Origin of the sequence: Pseudomonas sp. L7, from assembly GCF_046605565.1 — a bacterium.
GTDB classification, from domain to species: domain Bacteria; phylum Pseudomonadota; class Gammaproteobacteria; order Pseudomonadales; family Pseudomonadaceae; genus Aquipseudomonas; species Aquipseudomonas wayambapalatensis.
The window spans coordinates 3592300-3605527 of sequence record NZ_CP176784.1; the positions used below are offsets into that span (position 1 = coordinate 3592300).

At 62.8% G+C, this 13228-nt stretch carries 6 protein-coding genes; 2 read left to right on the forward strand and 4 right to left on the reverse strand.

Annotation, left to right across the window (positions count from 1 at the left end):
• Positions 1 to 56: 56 nt before the first annotated feature.
• The 4 genes from ACK3BK_RS16620 to ACK3BK_RS16635 all read right to left on the reverse strand — a co-directional run bounded on the left by ACK3BK_RS16620 (position 57) and on the right by ACK3BK_RS16635 (position 11094).
• Complete coding sequence (locus ACK3BK_RS16620) at positions 57 to 4511, reverse strand: NEL-type E3 ubiquitin ligase domain-containing protein (RefSeq protein ID WP_411382913.1); 4455 nt, start codon at positions 4509 to 4511, stop codon at positions 57 to 59.
• Positions 4512 to 4565: 54 nt separating this feature from the next.
• On the reverse strand, positions 4566 to 5603 hold the full coding sequence (locus ACK3BK_RS16625) for an AraC family transcriptional regulator (RefSeq protein ID WP_411382914.1): 1038 nt from the start codon (positions 5601 to 5603) through the stop codon (positions 4566 to 4568).
• A 69-nt stretch (positions 5604 to 5672) separates the two neighbouring features.
• Complete coding sequence (locus ACK3BK_RS16630) at positions 5673 to 10145, reverse strand: NEL-type E3 ubiquitin ligase domain-containing protein (RefSeq protein ID WP_411382915.1); 4473 nt, start codon at positions 10143 to 10145, stop codon at positions 5673 to 5675.
• A gap of 85 nt (positions 10146 to 10230) precedes the next feature.
• The gene (locus ACK3BK_RS16635; protein ID WP_411382916.1) at positions 10231 to 11094 is read right to left on the reverse strand and encodes a LysR substrate-binding domain-containing protein; all 864 of its coding nucleotides are present in this window, start codon (positions 11092 to 11094) and stop codon (positions 10231 to 10233) included.
• A gap of 110 nt (positions 11095 to 11204) precedes the next feature.
• Between ACK3BK_RS16635 and ACK3BK_RS16640 the strand changes: the two genes are divergently transcribed.
• Entirely contained in the window at positions 11205 to 12311 is a 1107-nt protein-coding gene (locus ACK3BK_RS16640) for a 2-aminoethylphosphonate--pyruvate transaminase (RefSeq protein ID WP_186666168.1), read from the forward strand.
• 35 nt (positions 12312 to 12346) lie between these two features.
• Positions 12347 to 13174, forward strand: a complete 828-nt coding sequence (gene phnX / locus ACK3BK_RS16645; RefSeq protein ID WP_186720052.1) for a phosphonoacetaldehyde hydrolase — start codon at positions 12347 to 12349, stop codon at positions 13172 to 13174.
• The last annotated feature ends 54 nt before the right edge of the window (positions 13175 to 13228 follow it).

Below are 13228 nucleotides of genomic sequence, written 5' to 3' on the forward strand. Positions count from 1 at the left end.
CCCCTCAAGCCACGGCAGGAGGAATGAACTCCAACCATGGCCTGCAACCGAGCGATCTAGCGACCCGCGCCCAGAGCATCGCGGGTCAAGCGCAACGCCAATGCCTGCAACTCGGCTTCACGCGACTGCTTCAACGATTTGGCCTCGGCCAGGTACTCCAGGTCGGTCAGCCCGTCCCTGCGGTCGTCGAGTGCCGACATCTGATCGTCCGAGGGTTCTTCGATGGCCGCGAACTGTGCAGGCTCGGTTGTTCGCAAGTAATCGAGCCAGAAGTCGCGTTCGCTGATGAATTGGGCCAGCTCGTCACTGGCCTCGGCTTCACGTACCCGTGCCGCCGCGGCATCGAGATCCGCGCGGGTCACGCCGGCAATCGTCTCGAACTGCAGGCTCCGAGCCTGACCGGGAAGGTCCAGGTCGCGGGCCAACCCCACCCGATAGGCCAGACTCACCTCGACCTCGTCGACCCCGGCCCCATCCGCGACTCGCTGCATCATGTCGGCACGGGCGTACTGCTCGACCCTGTCGAGACGAAACAGCCTGCGCCCCAGCATCAGTCGGGTACTTTGCGCTTGCGCTGCGGGCACATCGCGCAAACCGCTGGCAACGAACGCCCGGACCTGCAGGGCGCTGAAGCAGGAAGCCACGCTGTCGACGCAAGTGGTAGGGTTTGCCGCAAGGTTGAAGATGTCTTCACGCAGTTGCGTATCGCCCTGTATCGCGTCCAGCAGCGTCCAGACACGCTGTTCGAGGTTGGTTCGGGCCAAGCGGAAGTCGCTGCTCTGCACCAAACGCCCGAGCAACGCGAACAGTTCCTCACTGCCGTCCTCCTCGAGCAGCCGGTCCCACTGTGCCGCGCGACGCTCACGCTCGGTATCCTCGAAGTGTTCAAGCCAGAGCGTGCGAGCATCCAGAGCCGACGCCCCGGCCTGGCTCTGTGCTCCCAATAGAAGTTGGGAGTAATCGTCGGGCAAGGGGTTGCCTTCAAGCCGCAAAGCCTGGCGCAGCACAGTGGGCGCTTGCAGCACGCCATCGGGGAGTGCGCTGATTTCGTTGTCACGCAAATCGGCACTCTCCAGCAATTCGGCCTGCTCCAGCCCCGCAGGAAACACCGTCAGCTGGGTCGCACGCAGATCGAGCTCGTGAAGCCGCTGCAAGGAGCGCAGCGACAGGGCGAACGACCCTAGCGGATTACGGCTGAGGTCCAGGACGCGCAGATGCCGCAGCCCCCCCAGCGCCCCGTACGCCGACGCCCCCAACCGCAAGTTGTTGCGTGACAGGTTGAGAATGCGCAAGCTGCTCAAACGCTCCAACTCCCCCGGCAGACTGGAGAGTGAATTGTTAGCGAGGTTGAGGCTGCGCAGTCGGCCAAAATACCTGAGGAACCCTGCAGGCAATGAAGAGAGTCGCAGGTTGACCAGGTCCAACTCCTGGACATGCCGGAAATTGGTATTCACGGGTAAGGTCGGCAGCTCACCGACCGGTACTCCAACCAGGCTCAAACGCATACCTGCATCGCCCCCGTGGTGTACGACCGGGCCTTCTGTACGCCAGATCCGCAGCAGCTCATCGGCTACCACCTGTCGTGCCGCCCTCGCCGGGGCCAGCCCCGGAACTTGAATCCAGGTTCGCAAGGCTCGGTCCAAGCGTCGAAACTCCAGCTCCTCGCCAAGCAGGGTTGCGAATGCGGAACCCTGGCCCTCGAGCAGCTCGGCATAGGTTTCAACCTGCTGGTCGCTGAAGCCCGGATACAGTGCCCGTATACGGGTGCGCAAGGTTCGCGCCGCCGGCGAGCCAGCGCTGCCGCGACCACTGAGCGGATAACCAAAACGACCATCCGGCATACGTCTGCCAGGACGAAACCTGGGACGAATAGCCGTCATTCCCAACAGGGTCGCCACCTCGTCATGCGAGGCAGGCAACCAGCCGAGCAGATCGGTGCGCATGACTGTGGTCCCGGTCTCGCCAGACCACCCCAGGCGCTCGAGGTGCTCACCGGGCAGGAAGGCCAGGAGGCTGGCAAACAGATCGCTGGGCGGCTCAGGTGCCCCGTCCGCCTCGATGCCATCCTGGTAGACACGCAGCGCCCCCTCTTTCCAGACCAGCGTCCTCAGTTCACCCGTCGCAGCGGAGGGAAACAGGCGACTGGTCAAGCGGCCGAAGGCGCTGCCCTCACGCACCTCGAAGTTGATCTGCATAGGCCACCCTGCATGGCGACGCAGCAGGCCAAACACCAGCTCAGGCAAATCATCGCTGTAGCTGTTGCCGAGCACCAGTGCCTCGATCGCCCGGGCAATACGTGCCGACTGCAAGGCTTCACGCGCCTGCTCGGCGAGAGCCAGCGGAATGCGCTTGCGGCTGTTCATCTGCTCGACGAGCGCGGCATTTTCCTGAGACAGCAGATCGAGCGCATAGGCCTCGGGCAATCCGGGAAAGTCACGTCGGATCAGGCTCAGGTCTGCACCGTCCGGCAACGCTGGCGTAGACAGGTGCGTCATCAGCGCCTGACGCAGCCGCGGCGCATCGTCGATCATCTGTCCAGCATGTTTCTCGACGTCCAGCGCCGGATCCGCCAATTGCTCCAGGCAGTAGTCGAACAACGACGTGTCCGCGCCGTGTGCGACATCTTGCTCGAGCGCATTGAAGAACGTATCGATGCGTGCACTGGCCGTGAAGCGCAGCAACGTATCGCGAAGCACAGCGGGCAGAGGTCGCCGCTCCACGGCGAACCCTCGCAAAGCGGCCTCGTCGATACCGCAGATCCGCAGAACCTGCGCGGTCTTCAGGTCATCGAGCTCCACTGCCCAAGGCCACAAGTGCGTCAGCAGGGTGCGCGCCCCCTGCCACTCTCTTGGTCGTTGCCAAGCCAGGTGCCAGGCGCCTTTGCCATTACCGAGCAGGGAAGGTGCAAAACCCGCATGACCATCGATACGGCGCAGTTGCCACTCACCGAGCGTTTCGGGCTGATGCACTGAATGGAAGTATCCCTCCTGCTGCCACCAGTGATTCACCCCATCGCTGTACAGACCGATCTCGCCCAGCACCGCCCCGGCGGGTAACGTCTGCACTCGAAAAGGTGACAGATCTTCATGCCACAGGCGGTGGGTGCCCGCCTGGGTAGACACCGGCACCAGCTCATCGACGAAAGCGCTGCGGCTGAAGGTCCGCGCGACGTAATGCCCCGCACCCGCCAGCGCGGCATTGACCGCCACGCTTTCGACCACCCCGAACAGGTGCTCCAGTGCCTCATGCTGGTGACCGCGTGTCCAGTCATCGACACCTTCGAACACCTCCTCGAGCACTTGCACCACCAGTGTGCCGATCAACACCGCATTGAGCGCCGGAACCAACAACCCCGCCAACTGCACAAAGGTTTCACCCACGCGCTCCAGGGCTCGGAGCTTGGCCCATTTGCGATCGTCATTGACGTGCTGGGTCGGAACCGCAAGATAGCGCGCATCGCTGCGCAGCCTTTTCACCTGCGCGTCGGCCAGGGCGACGAAGACATTGCCTGTCAGTAGCTCGCCCTTGGGCTCCAGGTCGGGTTTGGCATCTTTCAGACGGACACTCAGGCGTTGCTGACAACTCGCCCGATCCTTGAGGGCCATGCGTTCGATGAGCTTCGCCTGGATCGTGGGGCTCTGCAGGCGCGTCACCAGTGCATCCTGCAATGCACGCCAAGAGTCGAATCGGCATAGCGGCTGGTCTGGCAGGTACAGCAACACAGCCTCGACGCGCAAGCTCGCCGGCACCACCCGTGGCGGCCAGACGTTGCCCAATTCGACGGTCAAGGCTCCCTCCAGCGGGTAGCCGAGCAATGCCAATTGCCGCACCTTGACGATGTCGTAGCTGACGTGAAAAACGGGCTTGCCGGCACTGACCAAGCGCAGTAGATCCAGGTCGGCTCGCACCAATGATTTTTTCAACGCGGCAATTTCGATGGCGAGGTCGAAGCGCTGGCGCTTGTCTTCGACCAACAGCGCAAGGGTGGACGGGTCGAACACCTCCGTCAGGTGGGCCTGATAGCGTTTGCCGATGTCCAAGCGGTTGCAAGCCTGAGCCACTCCCTTGGCGTCAGCGAACAACAGCGGGACATTGCGGTCGTCGGACTGCTTGGCGACGAACCCACTGCCCTCGCCAAACTCGGCATCGTCGGGAAAATTCTGCAACAAGTGGTAGAGGGCCGGGTGATGAGACTGGTAGGTATCGAACGCCTGGTTTCCCGGCAACGAAAACTTGGTCCAACGCTCACGCCACAACACCGACAGCAGGTCGATCTTCAGGCCCAGATCGCGCTCCAGTGCCTGCTGCAGCAATGGCAGGGCAAACGCTTGCAGAGGCACCAGGCGCTGCAAGGCTGTTGCCAGGCCTTGCTCGGTTCGACGATGGGCGGCGAAACCCTCTCGCAGAGCCGTGATCCGCGCCGGCGGCGCCTTGCTTAGCCATTCGGGCAGGTTTTCGCCGATGAACTCATCGACAGGGTCTGCTTTGGGTGCCGCCAGAGGGGTGGTCATCGAAGGTGTCCTCATGTTGGGAACCTCCACCTTGGTGCAGGCGACACCCGGTATTCAGCCGGAATCCTTGCCTTGTACCTGCGCGCCCCCCAATACGAAGGCTCGATACCCGCCAGGATTGCAGCCAAACCATTTACGAAACGCGCGATAGAACGAACTGGCGTCGGCAAACCCCAGGCGTTCGGCAATATCGCTCATCGCCAGCGAGCCCTCGCTCAGCCAGTCGATCGCCAGCTGTCGGCGTACGCTATCCTTGAGCCCCTGATAAGTCTGCCCTTCCTCTGCCAAACGACGGCGTAAGGTCGATAACGACAGGCACAAGTCGCGGGCCATGCGTTCGGCGTCGGGCCACTGGCCGGGGTCGAGCTGGCCCAGGATGCGACGCACGCGCCGGGCGAGGCTTTCAGGGTCACGGTATTTGACCAGGATGTTGCCCGGAGCCTCGGCGAGAAACTTCTGCAATTCCTCGGGCGTGCGCCTGAGGGGCAGGTCAAGGCAATCGGCGGCAATGATCATGCGCGTGCGCGGGCGCTCGAACTGCAGGTTCTCGGAAAACATCACCCGATAGTCGTCGCAGAACGGCGGCTCGGCACAGCGCAGGTCGATGGCGAGGATGGGGATGCGGCGGCCCGCCAGCCAGCAGGCGACGCCATGGACGATCATCCAGAACGTGAAATAGGTGAAGGCACGCCGGGGCTCATCGCGCGGTTCGTTGATCGCGATCTCGGCCAGGCTCTGCTGGCGCACCAACCCCGGCTGCAGGTCTTCGAGCATCAACGAGAGAAACCCCAAGGCAGTCTCCAGCCCGGCGCCGAGCGTGGGCTGCGCCATGCTTGCCCGACAGAGGAAGGCCAGGCTGCCGCTGCGCAGGCCACGCGGGTCCATGGCGAAGAACTCATCGTTGCAGCGCCGCGCCAGCAGGCGCCACAGGCGCGCATAGGCGTCGGCACCGACCCGAGCATGAGGCTGGTCGAGTTGCTGCGGGTCGATGCCAGCACGCGCCAGCAACACAGGATCGCCCCTGCCCTGCGGGCAGGTCTGCAAGAGTGCTTCGCGCACCAGTTGCATGGAGATGGTGTCTTTCTCGGTCATCAGTTGTCCCGGGCTCGCCCAGCGGCCATCTTAGGCCGCCAGGCGAAAAACGCCAGTGCCGGGCGCCACTCAGTTTGCCAGCCGGGCCAGAGCCTCGCGGGTCAGGCGCTTGGCCTCGCCGATCACGACCTGCTCACGCTCGCTCGCAAGCTTGCTGACATTCGTCAGGTACGTCTGGTCGTCCATGGTACTTCGCTGGGCATCCAGCGCTTCCATGCGCTCCCAGAACGGCGTCTCGAGCGCGTCGAAGCTATCGCTGTGTTGCTGGCGCAGATAGCGGGACCAGAAGTCCCGTTCACTGATGTAGGTGATCAGCGCCTCGCCTGCCTCGGACTCCTGGACCGCCGTACGTGCAGCAGCCAGATCGGTCTCTGACACTCCAGCGACCGTTTCGAACTGCATACTGCTCGGCTGTCCCGGCAGATCCAACGCACTCGCCAGGCCAACCCGGTAGGCAAGGCTGACCTCCACCTCATCGACATCGCGCCCATCGTTGCGGCGGCGCTGCATATCTTCGCGGGCATAGGCCTCGACGCGGTCCAGACGAAACAGGCGGCGAGCCAGACTCAACAATTGCGCCTCGCCAACGTTGGTCATATCACTCACGGCCGTGGAGGACAGTGCAAGCACTTCCAAGGCCCCGAACGAGGAAATGACGCTGTCGGCGCAGGAGCGCGGCAGGCTTGCCAATTCGAACAACTCCCTTCGTAGCGCTGTGTTCTGCTCCAGCGCATCGAACACCGACCAGACCCTCTCCTGCAGATTCGAGCGCGCCACGCGAAAATCACTGGTACGCGCCAAATCATGCAGCAACTGGAAAAAATCGCCGCTGCCCGGCTCGTCGCTCAATCTGTCCCACTGTATGGCGCGAGACACACGCTCAGGCCCCAAGAGTCCATCCTGCCAGACCTGCATCGAGCCAGGCTCGCCCTCCAGGCTCGCATCGCTTTCAGAGGGGGTCTGGATTCCCAACCAACGCTGCTGGTAGTCCAGCGGCAATGGATTGCCATGCAAGGCAAGCCCACGACGCAGCGAAATACGAGAGTCGACCAGCCCTTGTGGCAAGGTATCGATCAAGTTATCGCGTAGATCGACATAGTCTAACGAGACCCCCAGGCCCAGCGATTCGGGGATCTCAGTCAACGAGGTGTCGCGCAAGCCAAGCTGACGCAGGCGCGGCAGGCCTGCCAGGCCGAGAGAGAACGTCGACAACGGGTTGTTGCCAAGGTCCAGGACGCGCAACTGCTGCAGGCCGGCCAGCGTCGTGTAGTCATCCGCAGTGAGTTGCAAGCGGTTGCCGGCCATGGTCAGTTCACGCAGTTGTCCCAGATGCGCAAGCCCGCTCGGCAAGGTCGTCAGGTTGTTGTTGTCCAGGTTCAAGGTCAATAGCTCGCCAAACGGTCGTAGGAACTCGGCAGGCACCGTCTGCAACTGCATGTTCACCAGCGTCATTTCGGTTATATGGAGAAAACCCGTCTGTGTCGCCAGCGCAGGGAGCTCCCGCACGCCGAGGCCGGTCAGCACCAGCGCCATACCTGGCTGGCCATCTGCACGGTTGCGAGCCACCACACCCTGCCTGCGCCAACAACGACGCAGTTCATCGGCAACGACGCGACGAATCGGCCTTTGCACCGCACTGCTCGCTGCCTCGGACCAGATATTCAGTGTCTGGTCGAGCTGGCGAAAGCTTTCCTCCTCACGCAGCAAAGCACTGAACGTCGAACCGGGCTGACGCTCCAGCGAGCTCAAGTGAGCCATGAGCTGTTGGGCATCGAAGCCTGGGTACAAGCTGCGCAAACGGTCCTGTAGCGTGCGCTCGACAAGACGGCTGGCATCGCCCCGGCCACTGAGCAGATAACCGAAGCGCCCCCCTGACACGCGCCGCGGCGCTGTGAAACGGGGCTTCGTGGTGCTGATACCCATCATCGCCAGCAGGTGGCCGCGGCCTTCTGGCAAGCGGGCCTGCAGATCGGCGCGCATCTTGGCGATGGCCTCGCTGCCGGTCCAGCCCAAGCGCTCGCATTCGGTTTTGGGAAGGAAGTGCAGCAAGGTCTCCAGCAGGCCGCCAGGCGCCGGCTGCCCGTCGGTGAACAGACGACGGCCACCCTCGTACACCTGCATCTGGCCAAGGTGGTGGACCAGAACCTTAGGCGGGTAGGCAGGGTCGAGGGTGTGCATGCGACTGAGCACATGCCCGCTCAGCGAGTCGCGGCGCACTTCGAAATTGGTCCGCGACGGCCATGTCGTGACACGTCGCAATAACGCGAACACCAGATCCGGCAAGTGGTCGGAATAGGCATTCTTCAGATACAGGCCCTGCAGCATTCGGCAAACACGCGACGTTACCAGCGCTTGTCGCGCCTGCTCGGACAATGCCAGCGGCAAGGCGAGCTTCAACGCCATGTGTTGCCGCTGGTCGACGCTTGCCTGCTGCACGATGTCGTGGGCATAGACATCGGGCAACCGCGGGAAATCCTTGGTCACGATTACCATCAAGGCGTCGCGCTGCAGATAATCGCCAGAAAGCTTGTCCATCACCCAGGCACGCAACTCGTGCTCCCGGTCCAGAATGGACTGCCGACGACGTGCAGCCACTCGGTCCTCGGCAGGCAGCTGATCGATACACGCCTGCATCAGCGCTTCGTCACCTGCCGGCTGATTCTTGTGCAGGGCCGCGAAGAAGGTGTCTATACGTTTATCCAGCACATAGCGCTCGAGGGTATCGCGTAGCGCCACCGGGAGCCGCTGCTGCTGCGCGACACGCTCGTACAAGCCGTCCTCGTCGATGTCGGCGATGGTCAGGACCTGTGAACACTGTTGTGCATCCAACTCCGAGGCTTGAGGCCACAGGTGCTCCAGCAGCACCCGCGCGCCCTGCCATTGCTGCGGCTTTTGCCAGGCAAGCCGCCAGCCACACTCGCCATTCCACTGCAAGCCAGGGTTGAACCTGCGGTTGCCGGCACGGTGCACCATATGCCACTGCGCGCGCTGAGGATCGTTGCGCACTTCATAATCGTGGTTCTGATACCGCCACCACGCACGGTCACCATGGCGATACAGACCGTCGTGACCGCACTTGGTGTTCGCCGGTTTGTCTGTACTGCGATAGGGCTCCAGATCCTGTACCCAAAGACGCCCACCGGCGCTGGTTTGAACAGGCACCATCGCTTCAACGAAGGCGCTGCGCTTGAAACCCTGTGCCACTGCCTTACCGCCAGCGACGAGGACGGCGTTGACCGCCACCGTCTCGGCGACCCCGAGCAAGTGCTCGAGCGCTTCGTGCTGATGCCCCCGATGCCAATCCGTGACGCCTTCATAGGCCTCCGTCAGGGTTTCGACCACCATCTGCGCCAGCAGCAATTCGTTGAGTCCAGGCACGAAGAAGCTGGCCATTTGCAGCAGGCTGCTACCCACCGACTCCAAGGTATCCAAGCGCGACCGCTTGTTGTTTTCATCCGCAGTAGCGTTCGATACCAGCAGGTACGCCGAATCGGCCCGTAACTGTGCGATGTGCAATGAGGTCAGGTCGTTGAACAACCCATTGCTCAGGGCATGGCCTGTCACTTCGAGGTCGGGCTTGGGATCTTTCAGACGTTTGCGCAACAAGGTCAGGAAGGAGGCACGATCCTTCATCTGAAGGCTGTACAGTATCTGTGTCAGGCCCTGTGGGTCTGCCAGCAATTGTTGGCAGTAGGTATTGAGGTCGCCCCACGAGGCGAACCGCTGCAGGGGCCGATGGGCCAAGTACAGGATGATGCCAACGGTGCGCGTAGCATCGGCAGGCAAACTGCCCGGCGGGGTGCCTAGCAACTCGAACGTCACGCCCGTGGCCAAGCTGCAACCCAGTATCCGCAAGCGTTTCACACTTACTGAAGCGCTGTCGGGATGGGAAGGTGACACACCAGCCAGCACCTGGCGCAGCATGGCCACGTCTGCGGCACTCAACTGTTTCTTGACGACGGCAAGCGCCACTGCAAGCGCCAACCGTTGGCGCTTTTCTTCGCGCAGTTCCAGGCTGAGCGCACCGTCCACGACCTTGTCGAGGAGTGCCTGGTAGTGTTTGCCAACGTCTACGCTGCGGCAAATACCTGACAGGGTCTTGCTGTCGATCAACAATGGCGCCGTGTCAAGGGGCTGACCCGGCGCGGCGTGGATCAGTCCGCTGTGGCCATCGAAGGATTGATTCTCGACGAAATTCTGCATCAGGTGATCAAGCGCCGGTTCGAAGCTGTGGTGAACGATCAGTTCCTCACCGCCCAGAAGGCTGTAGTTCTGCCAGCGCTCCCGCCACAGCGCATGGTCCAGATCTAGCGTCTTTCCGGTACTCTCCCTGATTGCATCCTGCAGCAACGTCTTGGCGAATGTATGGGGTGGCTGCACATCGGCAAAGGACTGGACCAGCAACTCTTCGCTGGCCCGGTGCTCTGCGTAGGCTGCGCGCAGCGCAGTGATCTCCTCCACAGACGCCTTGCTTAGCCAATCAGGAAGGTTTTCCGCGATGAATTCGTCGAGCATATCGACGCTCTGTTCAGCAGCAGGCATGGGCATGACTCCTTGGGTAAAGGCCATACCATCGACAAGACGCCACTCAAGGTTCAGCAGGAAAAGCTACCGCAAATGCTCGTCCTCAAATCGCTACGGCCAATCCTAGAAATGCCTGAATCAGGCGCAACTCATGGCGACGCTCTAGACAGCCGATCATGTGCCGGTTGAGCAGTCCCTCGCCAAGCATGGGCCGCGCCACCACCCGTGGATCGTGCGCCACTTCCACCGACGAAACGATACCGATGCCCAGTTCGGCCGCCACAGCCTCGGTCACAGCCTCTCGGCTGTCCAGCTCCAGCAGCACGCGCGGCTGCACCCCGGCCTGGGCACACGCCTGGTCGAAGGTTTGCCGCGTGATCGACGAAGGCTCACGCAGCACCATGATCTGCTTGTCCAGGGCACTCAGCGCCAGCTCCCCCAGCTCGGCGGCCCAGGGATGACCGACCGGCAGCAAGGCGCAAAGACGCGACTCGCCCAGGCTCTGCAGATACAGGCCCTTGCGCGGCTCCACCTCGGTCAGCACCGCCACATCGGCATGCTCGGACAGCAACGCCGCCAGGGTTTCCTGGGCATTGCCCAGGCGCAGGTTGACGGTGATGCCAGGGTAGCGGTCGCGCAATAGCGCCAGCATCGGCATGACCCGGTGCGGCCCGTCTGCTGCGACCTCCAGACGCCCGGTCAGCAACTGACGATTCGCTTCGAGCATCGCCTGGGCCTCTTCGGCCAGGCCGAACATGGCCCGGGTAATGGCCGCCAGACGCGTACCCTCCTCGGTCAGCTCGACACGCCGTGCGGTGCGGCGCAGCAGGGTGATCTGGTAATGCTCCTCGAGCGCCTTGACGTGCCCGGTCACCGCCGGCTGGCTGATGAACAGGCGCGCCGCAGCACGGGTGAAGCTGCCCTCGCGGGCAACGGCATCGAAGGCACGGAGTTGGAACAGGTTCATTTATCGGCCTGACTTATGGCTGGCATAACAACAAACAATTTGATTGATGACTGAGCGAATTGCAACCTAGCCCCGTCGTTTCAGCCCACTGCCTGCGAGGAAGCCCCGCAATGACCAGCGCCCCGATTCTGCTGACCCCCGGCCCACTGACCACTTCGATCCGCACCCGCCAGGCCATGCTGGTGGACTGGGGCTCCTGGGACCGTGACTTCAACCAACTGACCGCCAGCGTCTGCGAGCAATTGCTGGCGATTCTGGACGCCAGCGCCAGCCACCACTGTGTGCCCCTGCAAGGCAGCGGCACCTTTGCCGTGGAAGCGGCCATCGGCACCCTCGTGCCGCGTGATGGCAAGGTCCTGGTACTGATCAACGGTGCGTATGGCCAGCGCCTGGCGAAGATCTGCAAGGTGCTGGGCCGCAACTACAGCACCTTCGAAACCGCCGAAGACCAACCGACCACCGCCGCCGACGTCGATCGCCTGCTCGCCGCCGACCCGGCCGTGACCCACGTGGCACTGATTCACTGCGAAACCAGCACCGGCATTCTCAATCCGCTCGACCAAATCGCCCAGGTCGTCAAGCACCACGGCAAACGCCTGATCATCGATGCCATGAGTTCCTTCGGCGCGCTACCCATCGATGCCCGTGAAGTGCCGTTCGAAGCACTGATCGCCGCCTCCGGCAAATGCCTGGAGGGTGTGCCCGGGATGGGCTTCGTCTTCGCCGAGAAAAATGCCCTGGCCGCTGCCGAAGGCAACGCCCACTCGCTGGCCATGGACCTTCACGACCAGCACACCTACATGGCCAAGACCGGCCAGTGGCGCTTCACCCCGCCGACCCACGTGGTCGCGGCACTGCACGAAGCACTGCAACAGTACGCTGAAGAAGGCGGCCTGCCAGCGCGCCATCAACGCTACGCCAACAACTGCCGGACCCTGCTCGACGGCATGGCCAGGATCGGCCTGCGCAGCTTCCTGCCCACCGACATCCAGGCACCGATCATCGTCACCTTCCACGCCCCCACGGACGCCCGTTACCAGTTCAAGGACTTCTACGAGCGGGTCAAGGCCAAGGGTTTCATTCTCTATCCCGGCAAGCTGACCCAGGTCGAGACCTTCCGCGTCGGCTGCATCGGTGTGGTCGGTGCGGCGGGCATGCAGGCCGCCGTCGATGCCGTGGCACAGGTGCTGCGGGAAATGGAAGTGCTGGATATCTGACCCCTTTGCCCACCTCATTGAAGGAAATCGCGCACATGAACTACAGCAACCCCACCCAGCTGCAAGCCGCCATCCTCGATTGGGCCGGCACCGTCGTCGACTTCGGCTCCTTCGCCCCGACCCAGATCTTCGTCGAGGCCTTTGCCGAATTCGATGTCGAGGTATCCATCGATGAGGCCCGCGGCCCGATGGGCATGGGCAAATGGGACCATATCCGCACCCTGTGCGATGTGCCGGAAATCGCCGAGCGTTACCGCAAGGCATTTGGCCGTACCCCGACCGATGATGACGTCACGGCCATCTACGAACGTTTCATGCCCCTGCAGATCGAGAAGATCGCCGTGCACTCGGCGCTGATTCCCGGTGCACTGGACACTCTCACCGGGCTGCGCAACGAGGGCCTGAAGATCGGCTCGTGTTCGGGCTACCCGAAAGTGGTGATGGACAAGGTGGTAGAGCTGGCAGCACGCAATGGCTATGTCGCCGATCACGTGGTGGCCACCGACGAAACGCCCAACGGTCGCCCATGGCCGGCCCAGGCCCTGGCCAACGTCATTGCCCTGGGCATCGACGATGTCGCCGCGTGCGTGAAGGTGGACGACACCGTACCAGGCATTCTGGAAGGCCGTCGTGCCGGGATGTGGACAGTGGCGCTGGTGTGCTCGGGCAATGCGCTGGGGCTGACTTGGGAGCAATACCAGGCGCTGAGTGCCGAGCAACTGGAGCAGGAGCGCAAGCGCATTCATACGCTGTTCGAGGGTTCGCGACCGCACTACCTGATCGACACCATCAACGAGCTGCCGGAGGTGGTTGCCGATATCAATCGGCGGCTGGCCAAGGGGGAAATGCCGCAAGGCGTGTGATGGATGGGCAATGACGCATTCGCGGGCACGTCGCAGCGGCGAACAGCCACTGCG